20 protein-coding genes and 1 pseudogene are annotated in these 21,217 nt (G+C 58.7%); 10 read left to right on the top strand and 11 right to left on the bottom strand.

Going from position 1 to position 21,217, the window contains the following annotated elements:
• On the top strand, nucleotides 1–204 hold a 204-nt coding region (locus tag J8I34_RS30595; protein WP_209807919.1), incomplete at its 5' end, for a hypothetical protein.
• A 173-nt stretch (nucleotides 205–377) separates the two neighbouring features.
• Here the strand turns inward: J8I34_RS30595 and J8I34_RS30590 are convergent.
• The 4 genes from J8I34_RS30590 to J8I34_RS30575 all read right to left on the bottom strand — a co-directional run bounded on the left by J8I34_RS30590 (nucleotide 378) and on the right by J8I34_RS30575 (nucleotide 2,965).
• A complete protein-coding gene (locus J8I34_RS30590) occupies nucleotides 378–710 on the bottom strand; it encodes a helix-turn-helix domain-containing protein (protein ID WP_209777522.1) in 333 nt (110 codons plus the stop codon).
• A gap of 146 nt (nucleotides 711–856) precedes the next feature.
• Nucleotides 857–1,675, bottom strand: a complete 819-nt coding sequence (locus tag J8I34_RS30585; protein ID WP_209807916.1) for a hypothetical protein — start codon at nucleotides 1,673–1,675, stop codon at nucleotides 857–859.
• Between the two features lie 54 nt (nucleotides 1,676–1,729).
• Nucleotides 1,730–2,563, bottom strand: a complete 834-nt coding sequence (locus J8I34_RS30580; RefSeq protein ID WP_209777520.1) for a GIY-YIG nuclease family protein — start codon at nucleotides 2,561–2,563, stop codon at nucleotides 1,730–1,732.
• A 117-nt stretch (nucleotides 2,564–2,680) separates the two neighbouring features.
• Complete coding sequence (locus J8I34_RS30575) at nucleotides 2,681–2,965, bottom strand: helix-turn-helix transcriptional regulator (protein ID WP_245176258.1); 285 nt, start codon at nucleotides 2,963–2,965, stop codon at nucleotides 2,681–2,683.
• Nucleotides 2,966–3,313: 348 nt separating this feature from the next.
• Here J8I34_RS30575 and J8I34_RS30570 point away from each other — a divergent pair, with 348 nt between their 5' ends.
• The 6 genes from J8I34_RS30570 to J8I34_RS30545 all read left to right on the top strand — a co-directional run bounded on the left by J8I34_RS30570 (nucleotide 3,314) and on the right by J8I34_RS30545 (nucleotide 10,503).
• Nucleotides 3,314–4,327, top strand: coding sequence for a nucleotidyltransferase domain-containing protein (locus J8I34_RS30570; protein WP_209777518.1), 1,014 nt, complete (start codon nucleotides 3,314–3,316; stop codon nucleotides 4,325–4,327).
• On the top strand, nucleotides 4,324–6,024 hold the full coding sequence (locus J8I34_RS35560) for a ThiF family adenylyltransferase (protein ID WP_209777517.1): 1,701 nt from the start codon (nucleotides 4,324–4,326) through the stop codon (nucleotides 6,022–6,024). The genes J8I34_RS30570 and J8I34_RS35560 overlap by 4 nt, the downstream gene beginning before the upstream one ends.
• A gap of 62 nt (nucleotides 6,025–6,086) precedes the next feature.
• Nucleotides 6,087–6,503 carry a Mov34/MPN/PAD-1 family protein gene (locus tag J8I34_RS30560; RefSeq protein WP_209777516.1) on the top strand — a complete coding sequence of 139 codons (417 nt, stop codon included), beginning with the start codon at nucleotides 6,087–6,089 and terminating at the stop codon, nucleotides 6,501–6,503.
• 331 nt (nucleotides 6,504–6,834) lie between these two features.
• Entirely contained in the window at nucleotides 6,835–7,614 is a 780-nt protein-coding gene (locus J8I34_RS30555; RefSeq protein WP_209777515.1) for an SAVED domain-containing protein, read from the top strand.
• A gap of 145 nt (nucleotides 7,615–7,759) precedes the next feature.
• The gene (locus tag J8I34_RS30550) at nucleotides 7,760–8,104 is read left to right on the top strand and encodes a hypothetical protein (protein ID WP_209777514.1); all 345 of its coding nucleotides are present in this window, start codon (nucleotides 7,760–7,762) and stop codon (nucleotides 8,102–8,104) included.
• 656 nt (nucleotides 8,105–8,760) lie between these two features.
• Complete coding sequence (locus tag J8I34_RS30545) at nucleotides 8,761–10,503, top strand: SNIPE associated domain-containing protein (RefSeq protein ID WP_209777513.1); 1,743 nt, start codon at nucleotides 8,761–8,763, stop codon at nucleotides 10,501–10,503.
• Between the two features lie 225 nt (nucleotides 10,504–10,728).
• Here J8I34_RS30545 and J8I34_RS30540 read toward each other — a convergent pair whose 3' ends face one another.
• Nucleotides 10,729–11,169 (bottom strand): GNAT family N-acetyltransferase, encoded by a 441-nt coding sequence (locus J8I34_RS30540; protein WP_209777512.1) that lies wholly within the window; start codon nucleotides 11,167–11,169, stop codon nucleotides 10,729–10,731.
• A gap of 243 nt (nucleotides 11,170–11,412) precedes the next feature.
• Between J8I34_RS30540 and J8I34_RS35555 the strand changes: the two are divergent.
• Nucleotides 11,413–11,542, top strand: a pseudogene (locus tag J8I34_RS35555) (Hsp20/alpha crystallin family protein); the annotation flags it as partial.
• Between the two features lie 920 nt (nucleotides 11,543–12,462).
• Here J8I34_RS35555 and J8I34_RS30535 read toward each other — a convergent pair.
• The 6 genes from J8I34_RS30535 to J8I34_RS30510 all read right to left on the bottom strand — a co-directional run bounded on the left by J8I34_RS30535 (nucleotide 12,463) and on the right by J8I34_RS30510 (nucleotide 19,565).
• The gene (locus J8I34_RS30535) at nucleotides 12,463–13,524 is read right to left on the bottom strand and encodes an Eco57I restriction-modification methylase domain-containing protein (RefSeq protein WP_245176257.1); all 1,062 of its coding nucleotides are present in this window, start codon (nucleotides 13,522–13,524) and stop codon (nucleotides 12,463–12,465) included.
• A 209-nt stretch (nucleotides 13,525–13,733) separates the two neighbouring features.
• Nucleotides 13,734–14,492, bottom strand: a complete 759-nt coding sequence (locus J8I34_RS30530; protein WP_209777511.1) for a hypothetical protein — start codon at nucleotides 14,490–14,492, stop codon at nucleotides 13,734–13,736.
• A 203-nt stretch (nucleotides 14,493–14,695) separates the two neighbouring features.
• Nucleotides 14,696–15,667: a ParB/RepB/Spo0J family partition protein gene (locus tag J8I34_RS30525; RefSeq protein ID WP_209777510.1), complete on the bottom strand. Its 972-nt coding sequence runs from the start codon at nucleotides 15,665–15,667 to the stop codon at nucleotides 14,696–14,698.
• Between the two features lie 466 nt (nucleotides 15,668–16,133).
• Nucleotides 16,134–17,912 (bottom strand): DUF4942 domain-containing protein, encoded by a 1,779-nt coding sequence (locus J8I34_RS30520; protein ID WP_209777509.1) that lies wholly within the window; start codon nucleotides 17,910–17,912, stop codon nucleotides 16,134–16,136.
• Between the two features lie 367 nt (nucleotides 17,913–18,279).
• Nucleotides 18,280–18,525, bottom strand: coding sequence for a hypothetical protein (locus tag J8I34_RS30515; RefSeq protein WP_209777508.1), 246 nt, complete (start codon nucleotides 18,523–18,525; stop codon nucleotides 18,280–18,282).
• Nucleotides 18,526–18,764: 239 nt separating this feature from the next.
• Nucleotides 18,765–19,565, bottom strand: coding sequence for a Mom family adenine methylcarbamoylation protein (locus tag J8I34_RS30510; protein ID WP_209777507.1), 801 nt, complete (start codon nucleotides 19,563–19,565; stop codon nucleotides 18,765–18,767).
• Nucleotides 19,566–19,816: 251 nt separating this feature from the next.
• Here J8I34_RS30510 and J8I34_RS30505 point away from each other — a divergent pair, with 251 nt between their 5' ends.
• Nucleotides 19,817–20,578: an NYN domain-containing protein gene (locus J8I34_RS30505; RefSeq protein WP_209777506.1), complete on the top strand. Its 762-nt coding sequence runs from the start codon at nucleotides 19,817–19,819 to the stop codon at nucleotides 20,576–20,578.
• Between the two features lie 71 nt (nucleotides 20,579–20,649).
• Nucleotides 20,650–21,051, top strand: coding sequence for a hypothetical protein (locus J8I34_RS30500; protein WP_209777505.1), 402 nt, complete (start codon nucleotides 20,650–20,652; stop codon nucleotides 21,049–21,051).
• The last annotated feature ends 166 nt before the right edge of the window (nucleotides 21,052–21,217 follow it).

The following is a 21,217-nucleotide window of genomic DNA, read 5'->3' as shown; positions in this document are numbered from 1 at the left end:
GCGCACCACGTCACCCACTGCGGTAAACGACGCTGCCTCGACGGTGGCACCGGGCGGGACAGTCATATCGCAACGTTCGCCTTGGGCCAGGCGACATTGCGCATATGGCAACGTCGAACAGTTTCGGATTTCCTCACCCTACTAGTTTCGGATTGCGCGCATTTCTTCGTCCGCAAAGCCAACTCTGACACGGCATATCCGTAACTGTTGAGTCATACATCGCGCGGCTTTGTTGCACCGCGATTTTGCGGGAACCCACGCAAAACTTTTTCCGCTTCTTCAATCTAGACCTGCATGCAGCCTTTGCAAGGGTTAAATCGAGCAGCGGACCGAGTCGCACATGGCCCCTTTCGCCGCCGCTCCTCCTGGCTGCCCGCTTACACGAGCACGTAGACGCCGACGCGATGCATTTGGCCGCTCTCGACGCGAACCGTTTGCCAGTGCGTTTCAATCTTGAAGCCCTGCTGCACCAGGTCGAACTTGCGCGCAGGCGGGCAATAGATGTCCAGGAACTTGCGGCACTCATACGTTGACACTGCCTGGAGTTCCTTGAGCGCAATTGCCAAGCGCTGGGTCTGCGTCGTGTGGTGATTGCCGCGGGCCAGCTTGGCGATTTCAGCGAGGCGACCGTCGCGCGAAGCCGTCTTGAGTGCGGTCGTCGGATAGGTATGGCTAGCGTCGTCGTAGGAAGGAAACAGTTCGAAATTCATGAGGGCAGCCGCTTTTTACGCGGTGAAGTTATGACCCCTCAATCTTCTCGTTTCCGCCGACAAGAGTATAAGTCGGCACTTTTCGAGAAACCTCGCTTTGGCTTCCGGACGCCAAATCGCTCATTTTCGCGTTTTGGCATCTTGACTCAGCCCTCGGGATGCTGGTAGTCGAAGTCCGCCAAGATGGACTGAAGCCCCTGAACCAGACTGGCGCCCAACTCGCGGTCGGCCATCCCGTTCAGTGCGGCTAGCGCGTCGCCGATTCGCTGTGCGTCGGTTCGTACGTCCTCTGCTACTCCGCCAACCTTACGCTGTGCCCGTGTCAGAGCGGCGGCCGTGGCAGTAGCCGCTTTACCGCTGGCCAGCGTTCTCTTCTTCGCCTGCTCCGCAATTTTGCCCAGGCGCTCGTCCGTCAGTTCTAGACGCACTATGCGGACGTCAGTCTCTTGCCAACGCATGGCGACGATTTCGCCGATTGCCTCGATGTGGAAGCACTCGAAATGGCCGTAGAAGGCTTCCGCTACAGTCCAAATAAACTGTCTGCGTTCAGGATTTCCTTTGCGGGTGCGGACAGGAACGTTTTCAGGTGGGAAAAAAACACGTAGCTGGTCGAGGGCAGCCCGAAACTCCGGCTGCGCGACAGTGCTGCTCAACGCCGCAACGCCTTCCACTTCGTCATCCAGTTTCCTTGCGGCCGCCCGAATCCTGCCCGCCTTTGGCCTCGACACGGGCAATGGTGCGGGCATAGAGTCGTCAAGGCTAAGGAAGCAGCCCACCACCATTGCCACATAGCTAGCTTGGGCAACGTGAGCGGGAAGCCCTTGCAGGTTATCGAGGTGGCGGCGGGCGCCCGGCTGACGCATCAGTGCTCGGCACCAAGAGTCCTGCAGGCGGTCTTTAGGCTGAAGAGCCGCAACTCGCGTGACCTCAGCGAGAAGACGCGTTGTTTCGAGAAGCTGCTCCATCGAATCTAGCCAATTGTGGGCAAGCGGCAATTATATCTGCGCATACCGTCGGCCTCACCCAAGGGTGGAGATAGACGGAATCGTATCGCTAGCTTCCGTGCTCGGCTTAAGTCGAATCGACGTCGGGGATAGCACTTCCGCGTCCATCGATGTCATCTCAGGCAGCGTCTGAAAGCGCTGGCGGAGAGCCGGCCCACCGAAGACGCGCGGAGAGCGATTTGAATTGGCGCTGCGATTAATCGTACCCAACAGTGGCTCTGGCTCCTCCCCGAAGAAAATCTCCACGGTGTCACCGTCCGCTCCAAGCAAGGGGGATGACGCGATGCCGCTATTGAAGAAACCTGTTCTCCGGTAGGTGGGCTGAAGCTTGAACTCGAACGTCCCTTCCGGCTCAGCAATGTCGGGCTGTGCCATTTCAACATCACCTTCCTCCTCATCAGCCTTCTCATCCACTTTTCCTGAATCGCCAATGTCTCGACCGCGCTCTCGTTTGCGATGGCTTGCGGTCATATTCCACTCGGGATTCAATGTCCGGATGATGCTGTCTTCCAGGCCAGCGGCGAGGTTCAGATGGAACGGCCCGTAGTGCATCAGGCCGTTGTCTGGAAGTGCGAAAACTTCGACGGCCGCACCGGCAGCTACCATGTCGTGAATGAGTTGGCGGACCCGGTAGTTTGTCCTCGCTGATTGGCTAGGAGAGGCATACCCAGCCATTCGCGACCGAAGCATCTGCGTCGACTTGCCAACGTACTTGACCACTCCATCGCAAACAAACGCATACAGCACGTTCCGCTGAGAGCCATGCTGCCGAATAGCGATGCGCAAGCGGCCGTCGTCAAGCAGCCAATGGCCAGCAACCTGAAATCCAATGCCCAGAAGTCTGTTCATGCCTGCAGTCCCTGAAGGTTCGACTGGTCAGTGTAGCGGCCGGTGCGGTCGTCGCGCCGGCAGCGCAGCGTAAGAGGCCGATGCCTTAAAAGTGTCAATCAACATTGCGCAAGCAACTCAATCTTCGAGAGTCCGCCGGAGCTTGCTGACACGCTGGCGTGGTCGCTTATGCCGGGTACGCACTAGCGGATGCACGCCAGTAGGAGCAATGGTATCCAGACAGTCTTCCAGCCCCAAGGTACGAAGCACGCAGATGAGGGTATGGAGCGACGAGCCGTTGCCCATTTCTAGGTTCCGGAGGGTTCGTACGCTGATGCCCGAACGTTCTGCCACGGTCGCCTGGTCTAGCCCGCAGCAATTGACGCGATAAGCCCGGAGCCGGGTTCCTAGCTCGATTTCCATCGCAACTGGACTTTGCCTCCCAGCAGCGTGGCTAAGTTGCTGCATCACATCCCCCCAACCGCCGCCCACGGCCCGCCATAACCGGCAACATTCTGCCTTTTAAGTTGGTAAATGACACATTACCGGCAGATTTTTGCCGGTTGTAACGTCCCCGGCCTCACCGGCAGTTGCAGGGAGTAGCCGAAAAGTTATTCCATATTTAGTGATTAATGCGAACTTTCCCACTAAATGTAGTATGCTGTGACGTCCGTGCCACCACCGCATGTTATACATATGCACCCGTTCCTTAGTGTTGGGCTCATCGCGGCTGCCGTGGCTTGGCTGTGCTCTGACGATAAGGATTCCAAGATGCCTGCAGTGCAAACGCAGTTTGAAGACTTTCATGCGAGCATCAAGCTCGCTGAAGACGATGAGAAGGCCAAACTCCGGGACAAGCGCGATACGCTAGTCAAGGCGCTAAAGGCGAACCTTGAGGACGACGTTCCGTCCTTCGAGTCCTTCAATCAAGGCAGCTATTCGATGCACACCGGCGTCATGCCTTTGGATGGCAACTACGACATCGATGTCGGCCTCATTTTCGATTGTCAGCGCGACAAGTATCCAGACCCGGTAGTGCTGAAGAGGAAGGTTCGGGATGCGCTCAACTCGAACGGCCGTACGGTAGCTATTCGGCGTCCTTGCGTGACTGTCAACTACGTACGCGACGGTAAGACGGATTACCATGTTGACCTCGCCATCTATGCTAAACGCGATGACGACCTGCTTGACCTTGCCAAAGGCAAGGAAAACTCAACGGACGAATTCAAAGTCTGGGACGCTTCTGACCCCAAGAAGCTGACCACAGTCATCTGCGAAGCGTTCAAGGATTCGGACGAGCTGGCTCAGTATCGCCGCTGTATCCGCTACATCAAACGCTGGCGCAATGTCCAGTTCCGTAACGGAGGGGCACCTCTGAGCATCGCGCTCACGGTGGCCGCAAAGGAATGGTTTAGCCCACGATTTGCGATTTCGGGAAAACCAACTGACTTGCTTGCTCTTCTTGATTGGGTCAAGGCGATATTGGCGCGCTTTGAAATGCACCACACGGAAGACGACGGCTGGCATGAACGATTGAAGGTCACTTTGCCGGTGACGCCGTACAGCGACCTGATGGCGTGGATGACCAAAGGTCAGATGGCCACCTTCAAGGAAAAGCTCGAAGGGCTGCGCGACACACTCAATGATGCCTATGACGAGGACTTGCCGGAGGATGCTTGCAAGCTGCTGAACAAGCAGTTTGGTGATGACTTCAAGATTCCGGAAAAGGCGGCAACCGCCAAAGCAGTTGCCGCGCCCGTCATCAGCACGGGAAGCTCTGCGTGAGGGATGTCACACAGCCTCCAACGAACAGCCTGGACGACTGTTACCGGGCTGTCACAGCGCAATGTGCTGAGCGCGGGCTCTCGCTCGTCAGGCTCGCCGACGCGGAGGATGAATACATCGGCGTCAAGCTGCAGGGCGCCACTCGCACATGGGACCTCTACGTCGACTGCAACGAGACTGCGCTAAAGCTACCCCATCTTTCCCTGGGCGGCCCTCGGGGGCTGCTGGCGCATGTCGGCTACGGTGGAGCGGTTTGTGTCACTGACAATCAAGGCTTATCGCTTGACCCAGACCGCCATGCTGACATTGTCGCCTACACGGTCTTGGCCGGATATGACTTGCTCGAGAAATCCGCGGCCGATGCAGTCACCGGCGGGGCAGAGTTCTTCAACGAACTGGAGGGCTACTGGGGTGGACTGCCGACATGTCGGACTGGCCGCGCTGTCTTCGAAGTCGACGGGCGCGACCGGCTTCTCACTGCATATGTGGATTCCAAGCAGAAGCCGCCTAAGTGGTATATCACCGAGCGTAGCAAACCTGTTCCTTCAGAGTTGCGCGCGAAAGAGCTAGCCACTAGGCGAGCACTTTATCTGCATCTGGATGAACTCCCGTTGCCACCGACACATCCTGACAAGTTGGGGGCGACCTTTATCGAAGCGGTCTGCGCCAAGCTTTCAGCGCCGCAACTCGAATTGTGGACTGAGCTGTTCGGGCAATCGAGGAGCGGACCGAAACGTCTTGTGTTGCTAATCTCCGTGCCGAGAGCCGCCGGCGGTCGTTCTCTCATCGGCGCGGTATTCGGCGCCAACCGCGGCGTCGTAGACCCTACAGTCGAAATCATTCCGATTGTTTTGAGACGCCACTCGCCAACGTACATGCGTGAGCGTGGTGGAGCGTCATTGGAACTGATGGACAAGCACTTGGTGGTATTGGGTTGCGGAGCTGTCGGCTCTGTCGTTGCAGACGCTTTGGCTGCTGCCGGCATTGGTAGGCTTACGTTGGTGGACTCGGACAATTTCTCTGAAGACAACGTCTTTCGCCATATTCTGGACCCGGTTTGGATTGACCTTCCCAAAGTTCGTGGGTTGCGTGCTCAGTTTGAACGACGGTATCCCGGCGTCAAGGTGACCGCGGTAGCGCAAACAGCGCAGGAGTGGCTCAAGAATGCCACCTTGGCCGACTTTCATGGAATCGTAATCGCCTTCGGAGCGCCTACCCTTGAGCGGTCTTTCTCTCGATACTTTCGAGGCAAAGCGAAGCGGCTCCCTGTGGTCTTCACCTGGCTAGAGGCACTGGACCTTGGTGGCCATTCGGTACTGACTTGGAGCGATGGGGAAGGATGTCTTGATTGCCTGTATCGCGATGATGAAGGGCAGCCAGTGTTACACCCGAGAACCTCATTTCTCGAGCCAGACCAGCATGTATCCCGCAACCTCACTGGATGCGCGAGCACCTTCGTCCCGTATGGAGCGCTACAAGCTCGCAAGTCTGGGCTCCTGGCAGCGGAACACATCCTTAGTGCGCTCACAAGTAAGGTGTCGCCAGCGTACCGGTTCTGGGTCGGTGATGGCGTTGCCGCGGCAGAAGCAGGGCTACGCACGACTAACTGGTGGCTGACTGCGAAGCACACTTCGCAAACGGAAGCGTCGTTTCGCGCCTTCGGTCGGCCCTGCAAACGATGTCGGGGTTCGACTTGAGGCTTGTATTTCGCGTCACGTCGCGGCAGCGGCTCATCGTAGTGGAGCATGCAGTTGAGCAAATGAATGCCTTCGCCCAGCATAGATGCTGGCATAGGGAGGCAGGCGGCGTGCTACTTGGACGCTTCTTGCTCGATTCAGCAGATGTGGTAGTCGATGAAGTTACTACCCCGCAGGGGTCAGACCGTCGCAGCAGGTTCGGCTTCTTCCGTTCGAAGAAGCACGAAGCGCTCGCTCGTGAACGCTGGCAAGGCCAAAAGAACACTCTGGCCTACCTTGGTTTGTGGCATACGCATCCGGAAGAGGACCCAACGCCGAGCAGCGTTGACCGAGCGGATTGGCAGCAGGCCGTATCGCGCGATACGTTCGAAGGTGACTATTTGTTTTTTCCCATCGTGGGAACGCAACGAATTCGGGTGTGGTGCCTGAGCCGTGGTGGCTCGTTTCGCGAACTGAAAGAGGAAGTGAAAAATGGCTAGAACGCAAGAGCGTGCCTACATTCCGATGGATGCCCGTCGGGACCTATGGATTGCTGCGGGCGGTCGGTGTGAATTCAGGGGGTGTTGCAAGCCTATCGATAGGGACTTTCTGACAAAAGCGAAGTGCATCGTCGGTGAGTACGCACATATTATTGCAGATAGCCCTGCCGGAGCCCGTGGGGTTCCAGGTGAGTCCGAACGGCTCGCCAAGGACCCGAGCAATCTGATGCTCGCTTGCTTTGACTGCCATAACCGTATCGACCGCCACGGTCAGAATAACGAATATACCGCCGAGCAGCTACGGGCGATGAAGCGTGACCATGAGGCTCGCATGGAACTCATCTACTCCGCGACAGGAGTGAAGGACAGCTTGCCTATTCTCATGTCCTTTCCTGTGGGTGCGCACGTGCCGGTCATCGAACTCAAGCAAGTTCACCACGCCATGCTGGAGAACAGCCGCTACACGCGCTTCCCTTTCACCAATGCCATTCACATTGATAGGAGTGACTTCGACGTCCTCGATGACTCGCCAGAGTTCTGGCCGCGTGCCGAGCGTGTTGTGGCCGATATGTACGACAGGCAAATTTATCCCGCAATCACGGCAAGAAATGGGGCTACACATCTAACTATTGCCGCGTTTGCACCCATACCGATGCTCATGAAACTCGGCGCGCTATTGGGTGACAAGACCGAGGCCACAGTGCTCGACCTACCGAGTGAGCGATGGTTGTGGGACAAGCGGCCAGATTGTCCGGCTCCGCAGTTCTGCTATGAAGTGCCTGCCACTTTGCCTGTGGAAGTGGCCGCTGTGATAAGCATATCGAATCGAGCGGTGCGGCCTGAAATGGCTAATGTCGTGGAATTCCAGGCCATCGAGCCCAACCGAGGAATCATCAGGACCGAAGACCACGTGCAGGCCTTTCGGCGGGAGTTCAACGCATTCTTGATGCAGCTTGTTCGCGCCGGTGTACGGATTCTCCATCTCCACCCCGCGACGCCGCTGAGCGCAAGCGTGGAGATTGGTCGCATGCTGTTGCCAAAGACGTTTGAAGAGGTCCCCGTTTGGGAGTGGTTGACGTCGGCCTGGAAGCACGCCGTCAGACTGAAGTAGGCATGGCGTCTGAATACAGCCATCTCATTTCGGTCGCTCACCGCCGAGAGCGCGAGGAAGCAGCGACGGGGGTGCGCTTGCCCTCGTCGCGCCACGTAGCGGCGCGATGTGCATCGACACAGAGATGTGGTGTGAAATCTCGGGTATGCAGCACGAATACCCGCTGGAACGTTTTTCAGCCTCGAACCTTGCTGTTCGGACTTCCCCGACCGCTCGTGGCTGCTTTGTGTCACTGAATTGGGAAGGTCGAGTGTCGTCCAACCTATTCAACATGCTTGGGTCTGGCGGCACTTTACAAATTGCGAATTTCCTGCCAGGTATCGAAGACGTGGGCTTCATGGAAGTTGCGATGGACTGGTGGCTGATTTACCGGGATGAGAAGGAAATGCTGGCCTTGCTGGCGGGTCTTCCAGATACAGCCATCGCTGCAGTCCGTCAATATCGGGACCCGGACAACAACATCACGTTCTTGGAGGTCCAGCGTCAGTAATGTCGGGCCAGGAATGCTGCTTTCAGAGCAGGGCGAGACAAGCCAAAGAGCTCGGACTGCCTGCTGCATGCAGGCCAGAACCGCTGGAAGATGTCGAGTGAAGTCGTCGAACATGCGTCTGTCGACTAGTACCTCGCGCGTGAACATTGAGTCGGCGGGGGCGGTCGCATGGACTTCTGCCAGCGCGGCGCTGCTTGAACCTGCCATACGTAACTCATGAAGCGTGTCGGATGCCCGGTCCAGAGATGCTTAAGCGGCACCCACCGAAAGGCACGACCGACTTCGGCGGGGTCCGGAGCGCCGTACTCCTTGCTCAGCACGCGAACTTGCTGCAATGCTGACCTAATCTGCCACCAGACCTGGGTTCCCTTGAAGGCGTAACCAGCAGCTTCTCACCGACCAGATGCGCGAGTTTGCTCAGGACTTCCGACGACTTGTGAACGAGGAGCAGAACAAGTCCAAGTAATCTATGGACGAAGCTTGTCTTGAGAATACTCGGCGAGGCCGCTCACAGCCCTAGCTTTGTCGGGCGATGCGCACCACCGCCTAAAAGTGGGGGGTGAGCATAGGGCAAGTCCAGGTAATCTACCGGTTAATATTCCCCGCTTGCAGGCTCCACATGGAGGCCGCGCGGACACAAGAAAAGTGGGGAGTATATGGAACTGCTGGTTGTACTGTTAATTGCTGGCCTTCTGTTTTTAGCTTGGCATGGCAAAAAGCTGGAGACGTCTGTTAAGCAGGAAAAGGCTGCACATGAAGATGTGAGCCGTCGTTTTGATGAGTTGCGCCTCGCGAAGGAGCAGCTCGATTCGCAAAACTTACGGGTCATCAACCGGCTTACTGAGCGCGCGGAATCAGCTGAACGCGAACGAGACTCACTAGTGGCATTCTCTCACGTGCGAGACACGGCAGCAGAAGCCGAGCGTCTCATCGCTGAAGCAGCAGCCAAGGTCTCAGCGGCGAACCAGGAAGCAACCGCGGCGATAGAAATGGCGAAGCTCGAGGCCTCACGTCTGTTGGCGGAGGCGAACTCCGATGCGAAGTCCAAGCGTGTTCAGTCCGAGCAAGTGCTGGCCAGAGCAAGCACTCAAGCCGCCAGAGTCATTGATGACGCTCAGAAGCGTGCGCAAGAGGTGGCTGGCGATGCGATGCGGGCAGTCCAAGAAGCGGACAAGCTGGAAGCCATCAGCATTGCGATGCGCAACGTCATCGAGGGATACGGCGACCAGTACATGATTCCAAGCCACAGTCTCCTTGACGAGCTCGCCGAGGAGTACTCTTACACAGAGGCGGGTAAGCAGCTGAAGGTGGTTCGCGAGTACTCGAAGGTTATGGTTGCGCAGGGCCGCGCTGCGGCCTGCGACTATGTCGAAAACAACCGCCGAGTCACTGCTATCCGGTTTGTAGTGGACGCATTCAATGGCAAAGTCGATTCCATCCTTTCCCGAGTGAAGGTCGACAACTTTGGCATCTTACAACAGGAAATCAAGGATGCAGCTGCTCTTGTGGACCATAACGGCACGGCGTTTCGCAATGCGCGAATCCTGAAGGAGTACATCGACGCTCGCATTGACGAGCTCGTGTGGGCCGTCCGAGCGATAGAGCTCCGAGAGAAGGAGAAGGACGAGCAGCGTCGTATTCGCGAACAGATGCGCGAAGAGGAGCGTGCTCGCCGGGAGTACGAACGTGCCATTCGAGATGCCGAGAAAGAGGAGGCGCTGCTGCGCAAAGCAATGGAGAAGGCCCAACAGCAGGTCGCTCGCGCTTCCGAAGAACAGCGCGCCCAGTTTGAGCAGCAGTTGGCAGAACTCGCGCAGAAGCTGCAGTTCGCAGAAGACAAGAACCAGCGCGCTCTATCGATGGCGCAACAGACCAAGGCCGGCCACGTGTACGTCATTTCGAACGTCGGGTCATTTGGTGAGCACGTTTACAAGGTTGGCATGACGCGCCGTCTCGACCCGCACGACCGTGTGCGGGAACTTGGGGACGCCAGCGTGCCGTTCGCCTTCGACGTGCATGCGATGATTTGGTCTGACAATGCTCCCGCCCTTGAGACATTGCTTCACCGGAAATTCGTTGAAGTTCAGGTGAACAAGGTGAACCCTCGCAAAGAATTCTTCCGCGTCGGAATCGCCGACCTGCGACAAACAGTCGACGAACTCGGCTTGCAGGTCTCCTGGACCATGTCAGCAGCGGCGGCAGAATACCGTGAGACGCAAGCCATTGAACGGCAGCTTCAGGCTGACCCAGTCATGCGCGACAAGTGGTTCCGTCAGCAGCTTGCGTATGAGGCGGGCTTAGCATCGGAATCCGAAGCTGGTGTTGATGAACTCGCCAACATGGACGTGGCGAGAATTGCCAGTGGGGTGGAGACCGAGACAGAAGTGCCGACTGTCTAGAAGGATGCATCGGCGGAGCCTCTCCTTGCACATCAGGGCGGCTCCGTCGCGGATAGTTCCGGTTGACTCGCGCATTGTCCTAACGAAACAGGACATTCTAAGCGCCCTCCGGCGCGGAATCGGCTGCCGACTTTCGCCGGCTGACGCGTATAGCTCGCGCTCACTCTTGCGAGGCTAGACGTCTTGCTTGCTCCCCCCCCAAACGGCTCTCTCGCATTGGTACGTCTACAGCTGTCGGCACATATAGTGAGAGCGTGCGCCGAATCGACGGAGAAATTCAATTGACAACTGCATCTCTCGAACGACGGTATCGGTCGGGGTCAACGAGAAGCCGTATCGAGCGAAGAAGGTTGGGTTCACGTCAGTCAAGACGGTAGCCTTCGTGCAGCCATTGGCCCGCGCTCTTGTCAGGAGCACGCTAACGAGATGAGTGGCCAGGCGGTGTCCGCGATAATCGGGCAGCACAGCAACCGTGTGGACTACAAAGGTTTGAGACCGTTGCTCGCCACATGCGCAACCAACAAGACAGTCCTCGACAATTGCCAAGTGGTAGAACGGCGCTGTATTTCCTGATTCAGGAAGCGACAATCCGCACGACGCCAAGAGCTGTCTCACTGCCTCCAGGTCCTCTGCTTTCGCAGCTCGGAGTCTGGCATTTCTTATCATTCTTACTTCTCACAACACGGCTCTTCGCCACAACGATAGTCGCCCTCTGCAACTCTGCTTGACGAAGTCCACCGACAAAGGAGAACTATGCTAGGAAGGAACCCCGGGCGCATCACCCAAGCGAGCCAAATTAGCCCGTAGCACGTGAAGCTTTATTCACTTCAAGCGATTTAATGCGAGAACCTGATACGAGAAGACCGTTGAGCCGACCCATAAAGGGACGTACCCGCCCCGCAAAGGCAGATGGCGGACGTGTTTGGCGGCTTTCCTTCCAGCATTCGTTCTCAGCGCTTTGGTGCCATTCCACCGGTCAGCATAGGCTTGACGGACGACTCCATCGGAATGGCTGCATTTGCGCCCGGCCTGAAACAGGAAAACATGGGCGCGGTGCCTCGTATGGGGGCGACTCGCCTGACAGTAGCTAGTACGGCGCGTGAACGTTTCGTGGGAGCATTCAGGCGCGACTTGAGCTGCCGCAAAGCTTCCGCTCCAATGCGCAGGTTGCCATCATGGACGCTGACTTCCAGCTTGTCGCGAGTCACACCTGACAGGTCGGCTCACACGATGACTCCACTGGCGACCTCAGCAATGTCTACCGGCGGGAGAACCGTGAGGTTCCTCGCCGGCTTATCTTCCTGAGGTGGTGCCACAGTGCTTCGGGCGCAGCCGAACGACTTGAGTCACCTCGGACTACCTGCTCGCGATACGGCGCTCTAGCGCCGGCATAGTCGAGTTGGTCCATTTTCACCGTCTGGTTACAGGCAAGTTCGTCGCCTTACGGGGCTACTTCGATTGCGCCGGTAGAAAATCGGGATACGGTCTCACATGTTCATCCCGCAGTGTCACGCGCTGCGGTGGCTCCAATCACCCTCTTACCGAGGAACGTGACTCGGAGCGAGCCTCGATTTGCGGCGTACCCGTTTCTGCGTGCTTTGGCGCAAGCAACATTCCTGCCTATTGAGCATCCCGTACATGTGCAGGCGGCAGCTTGTCGGGGCCGCGGCCAGCTCGGCAGGGCTTGCTGCGCTGTGCGGCGGCAATTTCGCAGCGGGCGGCCGCTCGTTTCCAAGGCGGTCAATTCGGCGGCGGGGAGTTCATCTAGCCCCAAATAAGCAGTAAAGATTCCGCTGTAGAAAAGAAAATCTGGGACAATGGCGGCGCTAATCCTCGTGCATCCCAGCTTTTTCACCGAGCGACCAGGTTCGAGGGCATCTTGCCAGCCACCTTGTGCAGCTTCACCAGCGTTTCCAGCGCCGCCCGCAGTTCTGCTATCTGTTCGGCTTCAGTCATTCCTCAGTCCTGGTGCGTTGTGGTCAGCACCAGACGGCGTGGTCCTAGCGACAGGCGCTGGCCTAGGTTCTCGCGCAGACGGCTAGCGCCTTGGTTGAATAACCAGCGGTCCGACGTCACCAGCCCGATCCTGCCCGCCGGCAGAACAGTACGGCTGCAGCGTTCGAGGAAGCTGTGCAGTAAGTCGCCCTGCGCGTAGTCGGGCACATGGCGGCTGTACTCGGTCCTGAGCAGGTCCGGCACATTGGCGGCTCGCAGGTACGGAGGGTTCCCCGCGACAATGTCCCATTGCGGCGTCGTCGGCCCTTCGGTTAGGAAGTCGCGATTGTGGACCATGTGGGTGGCGAGCGTCGCTGCGCGGGCGTGCGACCATCCATGCGAAACGAGGATTCCTGCGACACGCGACCGTGCTTCAATACACGCGATCGGGTGAATTTCCCACCCCTCGATCTGGCCACGAGGATCAAACCCGGCGGGCCTGGCGGCGAGCAGCGCGGAGAGGGCGCGGGCTAGGAACATCCCATCCCCGCAACTCGGATCCACAAGCCTGGCGGTACCGCTCGGCCAGCCCAGGCGTACCAGGAGGTCGTCGACCACAGGACTTGCCGTGTAGAGCGCCGTCCGTGCGTGCAGGTCGTCGATCGCAGCACGTCGCGCCGCCTCGTCCTCGCTTTCGAACATAAGCAGTCCCTGAGAATTGGCGGCATTGGCTGTGTTGGCCGTGCTATTGGCGGTCATGGTCGGTTTCGGTCGTAATGGTGCCGGCGGGCCGGCGAGAAAAAGTGGCGCTACAGGGCGCCGGGGCGCCACCGCATCAAACCACCAGTGTCTCGCGGACTTCTCGGACTTCAGACCAGCTGCCGCGATTCTGCTCGCATGCGAGAAGACCTCGTCCGAGCGAAGTTTCATCAGATCAAGCAGAAGCTCGGCATCTTTGACGGCGTCTTCGACATCCTTGGCACACAACTGCGCTACGGCACCTTTGAGCCAGGCGGAGGCGTCAAAGGCCCGCAAGACCTCCGCTTTGCGGCGATCGAACTTCAGGGTGGGCGATTCGAAGGACATGCTGACTCCTGAGTATTGGGAACTGGATGCGTGCTTTGAACTGCAGCGCTCGCCGGCTTAGAGAAGGCACGCGCCTTGGCTAAATTGGGGGACGAAATACCTGCGCCGCGCCCCGAGGGTGCGGCAGGCAAGGGATAGTGGTCCTTGAGAGGAGCGCTCGCCGACATCCACAAGGGACGTACGGCGGGCGAAGGTTTCAAGGTAACGCCTTACAGATTTGGCACAAGTACATGGGCAGCATGCGCTGCACCTGACTTAGCCAGGAACGAATCGACGATTTCCTGGACCTCGTCCCGGGTCATCCCCCACTTCATGGAGAAGGTATCGATTGCCGATTCCCGAAGTGTCTCCGGTCGCCAACCAGGCGCAACCGACCGGAGCCGATGAAGCTCGGCAGCGATTTCTGCGTGGTTCGGGTCGATTTCCCGCGGCGAAGCCCACTCCGGAAGCTCGGCGATCGGCGCGAGATCCCATTCCTTCGGGTCGTCACTGACGTCGTTGGCGTCAAACAGCGATGCGGCGAGATCGCTCATATCTGCTGCGGACAGATCCACCCACTTTGGCCCATCGGATGCCTGCGCTGCCACGAGTTTGTCGTTTGCCACGTCGACGACGATGCGACACTGCGTTTCCGCACGGCCGGGCCCAAACAGATGACTCCAGGTGCCCTGATACATTCGGGGTTCCAACGCAACGATCCGGAACTGCTCGCCAAACGCTTCGTTGACCCAGTCGACCAGATCACAGCGATTGACGTCGCCGCCGTTCTTGAAGCCGGGCAGTCGTTTTCGGAGCTGCTTGTAGGCAGTCCCGCCCTCGACCAGTTTGAGCTCGGCCATGTGTTCGTTGACCCAATTGACCAGCTCGGCGCCCGACACATCAGTGTCACCGAGAAAGCCTGGAAAGGCTCCTGCAATGCGCCGGGCGAACTGCAGCTTGGTGAGGTTCTCTGTAGTGTTGCGGTTCATTGTGATCTCCTTGTGCTCCAGTGGAGCGTTGATAAAGGAGAGAGCGCGACGCTCTGCCAGGCCTGTGCCTGGCGCAGCGTGCCGATCGGCGCGTGAAAAAACCCGCCGACTCCGAAGAGACGGCGGGTTGACACCGCTTGATGGTTAAACGTCCGTCTGGACCACTGTTTCTGCGGACCAGCAGGGACCGGCTTCACTTGCCGTTACGCCGTGGCTTCAGCGGTTGCATCGGCCTTGGCGGCTGGTGCTTCCTGGGCTTCGGGCGCAGACTGCTCGCTCGTGTCGAGCGTGCCGAGCAGCGCTTCGAGCTTCTCGCGAAGCTCGGGCGAAAGCGCAGAGAAGCCGGGGTCGGCCTTGACGCTGCGGAGAGTCTCCGCCATGACCGGCGCCTGCTTCTTGATCACCTTCGCAAGCTTTGCGCCCGGCAAGCTCTTCTCCGTGATGCGCTTCTTGCCTGATGCTTCGGCCTGCGCGTTCGCGGTTTGGAGGACCTGGACCGCCTTCTCGCCGTGCTTCTTCATCGCCGCGAGGGCATTTTCTGCGGACAGCTTGCCGGCCTGAACGAGCTTACGGATCTCGTTCGGCGCTCCCATCAGCGTCAGCAGCTGACCGACATAGACTGCCGACAGGTTCAGGCGCTTCGCGATCTCGGCACGTTCCATGCCATAGCCTTCGAGGCGCTTGCAGACGATGCCCTTCTCGAAGGGCGTGAGGGGCCTGCCTTCATTCGCCCGCACGAGGGCCACGGTCAGATCTTCGAGCGACGTGGATGCCGACTTGAAGACCATCGGCACCGTGGCGATCGTGGCGCCGAGCGCATTCGCCCTCAGAGCGCCCCTGCGTCGGCTGTAACCGTCGACGACGAAGATCTTTTCCTTGCCGCCTTCCGAGATCACGATGCCGGCGAGCGGCTTGTCCTGGTAGAACCCCTCCGTCAGCATCGATTGCGCCAGGTTATCGATGTGCTGGTCGTAGCCTTCGTCGTGGACACGAACGTTGAAGTCCGGAAGCTCGTGGATGAGCTCGAGCGGAACTTGGTAGTTGTCCCGCGACTTTGCCTTGATGTCACTCATCAGCCGCTTCACGCCGCCAAACATCAGGGTTTTTTCGAAAGCGAGTTGGGCCTCCAGCGTGGCGCCGAAAAGTGCGTTTGTTTCCTGCTGAGTGTTCTTCATGCTTTGTTCTCCGTGATGCCCGTAGGGCGTTTGTAAGAGGAGAGGGCGGGGCCCGGTCAAAGTGAGACCTTGACAGGGCGTAAGAGCGCTTCCGAACACTATGGTCCGATGCGAAAGTCGGAATGCAAGTCGCGCGCAGAGGCGAAAAGGGACCTACGGCCTAGAAAGCTAGGGCGCGGAATTGATGGGTGCGGGGATAGTGCGGACTGGAGAAACGCGGGCCCAGGCGGGTGCCATGAAGAGAATGACGCGAAAGTCAGCTTGGTGCAGGTGATGCCGATTGGACGGCTGGCCGAAAATTAGCATGGTTCGGGCGCGCTTTGCAAGCTGGCGCCAGACGGAAAGGACATTTTTTGCTACGGATGGTGACCGGTAGGCCCGGCGGGAAAAAAGGCAAACCCACCGGGGCTCCCAATGGGGGCGCTCGGTGGGTTTGGGTCACAGATTAATGATCACCTTGCAGCTATTAAGCCGCCGCAAGAAGGGGTAGCTGATGCTGGGTCGCGGAGCTGGCGTCCGTTGCGGATGCCAGTCGAAACTCAACCTGAATGCCATTGGCTTCGTGCACTTCCCGCATCGCTTCGTCGATCCGCTGGCAAGCCTGGTCATGGCCGTCGTAAGACTCGCGATCGATGGCCCTGAACGGATCGTCGTACGAGCGGACGCCACGCTTGGCAACAGCTTTGCGGATCTCCTTGTCCAGCTTTTCCGCCTTCTCGTACTGCTCCCAGAAGCCGCTGGAATCGAGCTTCAAGTTCTCAGCAGGCAGCCAGCCGCGGTGACGTCTAACTACCCGATTGAGACGGTCGATCAGCTTCTTATCGCGAGGAAAGAAGTGAATGGTGCCGATCCCTGGGTAATAACGGATGTCGAAGTAGGACGATTCCACGCGACCTCCACGCTTCAATTCGTCCCAGCGCGAATTGCAGACACTTACCAGGCTGACCTCAGGAGCGGGGTCGCCCGACAACAGGGCGAACCCTTTGTCGAAGTCGGCAAGCAAACCCTGCATTTCCCACGGGGGCGACCGATGCCAGCTGTCCGCCGAGAACCCTGGAATGATGAAGCGTGTGTAGCGAATTCGCCGACCGATGGACCAGTAGTGCTTGTCGTTACTGCGCCAGCCACGGTAATAGGCGGTGTTGTCGCTATGGTAGCGGGTGATGCGGTCGAACGTGTCGCACAGCATGTCGATCTGGATCTTGCCTTGTTGCTCGCAGATCCCGATCAAGAAGCTGTAGATGTTTGTCACCGTGAACTCAAGCTCCGAAATCAGCTTGAACTCAGCCTCGACCCGCTTCTGGGCGGCACTCGACAGTCGGCTTGTTACATCGGCCGAGCGGACGACAGAAGCCCAGGCGCGACCCTTCAAGTCCCGATAGGCCTCGTCGAGCTCGCCGCGTACGCACTCTACCGTTGGTGCGAACTCCCGATCCGATCGGCCCGCCGATCGCGCACCCATCGAATCGCCGAGCATGCCGGCGTACGCACTGGCCTGAGCCTGAGCGAAGAGCGCCGAGCGCGCACTTTCCACAGCAGCGTTGAAGATGAGGACGCGATTTTCGATCTCGTTTGCGGGCAGCGCCACCTGTTGTGCCTGAGCGTACCCTCTGCCGAGATCCTCGCCGCTAACGGCATCGCGCTGCATGCTGCGCAGAAGGTCCATTGTCACAAACGACGCAACATCGGCCTTCTTCACGAGGTGGACAATAGCGACATCCACCGATGTTTTGCGTACTGCATCTTCGACTTCGAATGCGCCTTCAACAAACTCGACATCCCCGAAATCCTCAATGAGCTTGACGAGTCGCTGACGTTCCATCGACATCGGATTGCGGACGGTTTCGGCGTTGATGATCATGACAACTTCCCCATCCCACAACAAATCCCACGCCTTGAGGACGTGCTTCTCGCCGTTGTGAAACGGCGGGTTGCCGATGATGGCCGAATAGCAGGCGCCGGACTCCATCGCAAGAAAGTCGGGTCCTACGATTTTCACCCCGAGCTCGCGAAGGTCCGCATGGTGACGAAAATCGATCTCACAGCAGTCAACGTGGGCATAGGTTCTTCCATGCCACTGTGGTTCATCGTACATGGCCTTCAAAAGATGGCCTTTGCCTGCAGAGGGTTCGAGCACACGGTCCGGATGCTTGTTCTTGAGCTTTTTCCAGACCCGCGTGGCGAGATCGATTGGCGTGGGATAGAACTGAAACATGTCCCGAGCGCCGCTGTGTTGCGTTTCCATAAGTCTCTCCTTAGTGCGCCCTATGGCGCGTTGATAAACAGGAGAGGCAGTGCCCTGTGAAGGCTTGACCTTGACGGGGGCGAGCGAGTGCCTTGCGACGAATTAGTTCGGGGAAGATTGCGCGGAGAAGCGAAGGGAATCCTGCAACCTAGGTTAGGTCGAGGAATTGACGGCTGTGGGGTGGAGTGCGGACCCGAGACTGGATCCAGGCGGGTGCCGTGGTGCAGGTGATGCCGACTTGACGGCTGGCCGAAAATTAACACGGTTCGGCCGCGCGTGGCAAGTTGACGGGCAAAGTACCTTTTCAGGGCTGCTTGAAAGGGAGAGGGGTGGTGGTACCGCCGCCCGGAGGGGCGGTACCTGTGGATTACGCGTCGAGTATTCTGACGTGATGGATGTCCACGTGGCCATTGGCAACGAGGTGACGATCACGCTCAATGTGCAGGCGGCTGTCATCCCACTTGATGCTTGCCGTGCTGTCACTCCATAGTACCTTGACGGTGCCTTGGTGAACTTGCGGTGGGCTGGCTTCGACATCCTGAACGGAAACACGATCGCCAACTGCAATGCCGCGAAGTTCTTGGACCGCAACGATTTCAGTTTGCTGATTCATGATGTTCTCCTTTATGCCAAACAGGCGGTGTGTAAGGAGAGAGTTCGGGACTCTGTTGAACCAGCGGTTCAACGAAGTACCGACAGCCATCAAGAAGCTATTCCTGCATGATGCCGCTGGGGCGGCTGCCATGGATTCTACCGCAGTGCCGCCGGGATGACATTTCCGCCCCAATATGCCGCCAGCGCGAACCGACGATATGTCATGTGACGCAGAGAATATCGAGACACGTCGTTGTTCTACTTGCGCCAATCCCACGCAAAGCGCAGGTTTCCCGGGTGGCGGATGGGCCGAAGGAATCCGGTTTCCCGTAGTCGGATCAACCAAGCGGTCGGGGTCTCGTGCAAGCCGCGGGGCGGGGCGCCTCGCTCACGCAACTGCGCTTCCGCGTACTCACGGCCCTGATCTCCTGTGCGCAGCTTGGACAAGGCCCGTTCGCTGGCGATCTGGCCATCCGGTGTGAGCAGGAGGGTGCGGGGCGAGCCAACGCCGCGGTACTGGCATCCGCTAGCGCGGTATATCACGCCGGTGTGCGATCGCTTCACCAGCTGGCCGGTCGCGTCGCGGCGCTCGATCGGGTCACAGTAGGCAACGACGCCCTGGATCTCGGGCAGGGTTTGGCGCAGGAGGCGGTGGGCCCGAGCTATAAACCACGACTCCGCATTGGAAACGCCGACCTCTGGGGTATCGAGCAGGATGAGCCGGCCAAGCTCGACGCCATGCGCCGGTGCTAGGCCCGGTAGGACAGCAGGGATGACGCTCTGGGTCATGGGAACGGAGTAGACGGCCACGCCGCCGAGATACTCGCGGCCAAAGCGGGGTTTGACCATCAGTCCGACGCGGAAGCGTGCCGCTGGATAGCTATGCGAATAGTGGTTTTCTTCGACAAATGCGCGTGCATCGTTCTCCGCGATCGCCACGACTTCGGCGCAGGACGAATTGAACACCTCGCCCGGCGGGCGGTACCGGACCTTGCGATTGATCCATGGTTGACACTGGGTCGTAGCAGCCTCGAGGGCGAGGGAGAGTTGCGTGGGCATTGTGCGGCAAATTACCTGTGGAGAGCTCCAAGGTACGGTGCGCGGTTCGGAACGCAAGCCGGATTGGTCGTGGCGGCGCGGCAAATAGACTGTGGCGCGATGTAGGCGGGTGCGTCCCACTAGAGTGGGGTCCGCAACGCTAAATCGCCAGCCTCCGCCGCCGATACTGTGAACGGGGTGCATCTGCTATTCTTTGGTGCACAAGTACACCTACCGGGCAGCTATGAACGCAGGTGATAAGGATTAATGCAATGGCGGGTCAGTCAGCAGCAACGGAAGGGCGGGTCGCGGTCTTGGTGGACTGCGACAATACGACGCCGGAGATCCTTGAGCACGCACTTCGGGTCGTGGCCCAGTTCGGGCGCGTCGTGCTCCGCAGAGGGTACGGGAATCATGCCACGCTAGCTCATAGGTGGCAGGAGGCCTTGGTGAGGTTAGCCTTCACGCCGTGTTTGCAATATCAATATGCGGCAGGCAAGAACACTGCCGATATCGCGCTGGCCCTGGATGCGATGGAGGCCATGTTCGACTCCCGCGCGGACACTTTCTGCCTCATCACCAGCGATTCGGATTTCGCCTATCTCTGCCGCAAGCTCCGCGAGCGCGGAGCCATCGTGCATATCGTTGGGGAGGCGAAGACGCCGGATGCGCTGCGCAATGCCAGCGATCAGTTCTTTGAGTGGGTGCCACCAGAGCCTGTCGCGGAGCCGGCAGACCCAGCAAAGCCTAAGGCCGTCGCGGCCGCCGCTCCGAAGCCTGTAGCAAAACGGCGCCCGAAGGCCGTCATCAAGGCGGTGGAATTGCTCGCTGGCGACACGCCAGACGGCTGGGTGGGCTTGGGCGCTCTTGGTCAGTATCTTAAACGGACGGACCCGGGATTCTCGCCGAAGGCGTTCGGCCATGCTGCCCTATCCGACATGATCCGTACGTACCCCGACCTGGTCATGAACCAGCAGAACGGAACGGGTTTCTGGGTCAGCCTCAAGCCCAAGGCAGAAGCTGCGGAGGGGTGATCCCTAGTCCGTTTGACAGGCCGCTGGCAGCGCCAAGCAGCCGCGGCCCTTTGAGAACCGTGGAACAAGCCATGGACGCCTTCACCAGCAACTTGGAAAAGTTCAAAGCCTTGCGCGCCAGGCAGTCAACTGCGCAGAAGCAAAAGAGTTATCAGGAAGTGATCGCGATTGGCTTGGCGATCATCGAATTTTCGGCCAAGGCCCCTGATCTGCAGATTCATACCCCGACTTTCCACAAGCGAGTGGCGAACGCTTTATTGAAGCTGTCGCAACCGCGCGCGGCTCTTGAGCATTTCGTCGCCGCCCGTGATGGTCTTGTTGATATCCGTGCAAAAGGAAGCTTGTCGAACCCCGACGACTGGTTGGATGAGATTGCCTTGCTGGAACGAGCGATCCGAGCGATCGCGATGAAGGGGTGCACTGATCGCGCCCCAAGTGGGTGCCAACTTGAGCACGAGAACTGCCTGCGCTAACGCAGGGGCATGCCATGTCACCTGTCCGCGACATCCCGCCCGTGGTCGAAACTGGCGCCATCGCGCCGCTGGCCAAACGCCCTTTGCCCTAGCAGGCTGCTGAAGTACTAGCCGCGCAAAAAGCGAAGCTTGCCTCTACAAGGCTGAAGGGCTCGCTATTTTTCAC

This window comes from Cupriavidus phytohabitans (genome assembly GCF_017815025.1).
Taxonomy (GTDB): domain Bacteria; phylum Pseudomonadota; class Gammaproteobacteria; order Burkholderiales; family Burkholderiaceae; genus Cupriavidus.
The sequence above is the reverse complement of the archived record's forward strand: the minus strand, read 5'-3'. Positions and strand labels throughout refer to the sequence as shown.

What these genes read in the sequence shown, in the direction of transcription:
- J8I34_RS30530 (WP_209777511.1), bottom strand. Translation starts at nt 14,492, where the DNA reads ATGAACCGCAACACTACAGAGAACCTCACCAAGCTGCAGTTCGCCCGG.
- J8I34_RS30560 (WP_209777516.1), top strand. Translation starts at nt 6,087, where the DNA reads ATGAATGCCTTCGCCCAGCATAGATGCTGGCATAGGGAGGCAGGCGGC.
- J8I34_RS30570 (WP_209777518.1), top strand. Translation starts at nt 3,314, where the DNA reads ATGCCTGCAGTGCAAACGCAGTTTGAAGACTTTCATGCGAGCATCAAG.
- J8I34_RS30510 (WP_209777507.1), bottom strand. Translation starts at nt 19,565, where the DNA reads ATGCCCACGCAACTCTCCCTCGCCCTCGAGGCTGCTACGACCCAGTGT.
- J8I34_RS30575 (WP_245176258.1), bottom strand. Translation starts at nt 2,965, where the DNA reads ATGGAAATCGAGCTAGGAACCCGGCTCCGGGCTTATCGCGTCAATTGC.
- J8I34_RS30580 (WP_209777520.1), bottom strand. Translation starts at nt 2,563, where the DNA reads ATGAACAGACTTCTGGGCATTGGATTTCAGGTTGCTGGCCATTGGCTG.
- J8I34_RS30520 (WP_209777509.1), bottom strand. Translation starts at nt 17,912, where the DNA reads ATGGAAACGCAACACAGCGGCGCTCGGGACATGTTTCAGTTCTATCCC.
- J8I34_RS30505 (WP_209777506.1), top strand. Translation starts at nt 19,817, where the DNA reads ATGGCGGGTCAGTCAGCAGCAACGGAAGGGCGGGTCGCGGTCTTGGTG.
- J8I34_RS30525 (WP_209777510.1), bottom strand. Translation starts at nt 15,667, where the DNA reads ATGAAGAACACTCAGCAGGAAACAAACGCACTTTTCGGCGCCACGCTG.
- J8I34_RS30500 (WP_209777505.1), top strand. Translation starts at nt 20,650, where the DNA reads ATGGACGCCTTCACCAGCAACTTGGAAAAGTTCAAAGCCTTGCGCGCC.
- J8I34_RS30540 (WP_209777512.1), bottom strand. Translation starts at nt 11,169, where the DNA reads ATGATAAGAAATGCCAGACTCCGAGCTGCGAAAGCAGAGGACCTGGAG.
- J8I34_RS30590 (WP_209777522.1), bottom strand. Translation starts at nt 710, where the DNA reads ATGAATTTCGAACTGTTTCCTTCCTACGACGACGCTAGCCATACCTAT.
- J8I34_RS30555 (WP_209777515.1), top strand. Translation starts at nt 6,835, where the DNA reads ATGGAACTCATCTACTCCGCGACAGGAGTGAAGGACAGCTTGCCTATT.
- J8I34_RS30515 (WP_209777508.1), bottom strand. Translation starts at nt 18,525, where the DNA reads ATGAATCAGCAAACTGAAATCGTTGCGGTCCAAGAACTTCGCGGCATT.
- J8I34_RS30550 (WP_209777514.1), top strand. Translation starts at nt 7,760, where the DNA reads ATGCAGCACGAATACCCGCTGGAACGTTTTTCAGCCTCGAACCTTGCT.
- J8I34_RS30585 (WP_209807916.1), bottom strand. Translation starts at nt 1,675, where the DNA reads ATGGAGCAGCTTCTCGAAACAACGCGTCTTCTCGCTGAGGTCACGCGA.
- J8I34_RS30545 (WP_209777513.1), top strand. Translation starts at nt 8,761, where the DNA reads ATGGAACTGCTGGTTGTACTGTTAATTGCTGGCCTTCTGTTTTTAGCT.
- J8I34_RS30535 (WP_245176257.1), bottom strand. Translation starts at nt 13,524, where the DNA reads ATGTCCTTCGAATCGCCCACCCTGAAGTTCGATCGCCGCAAAGCGGAG.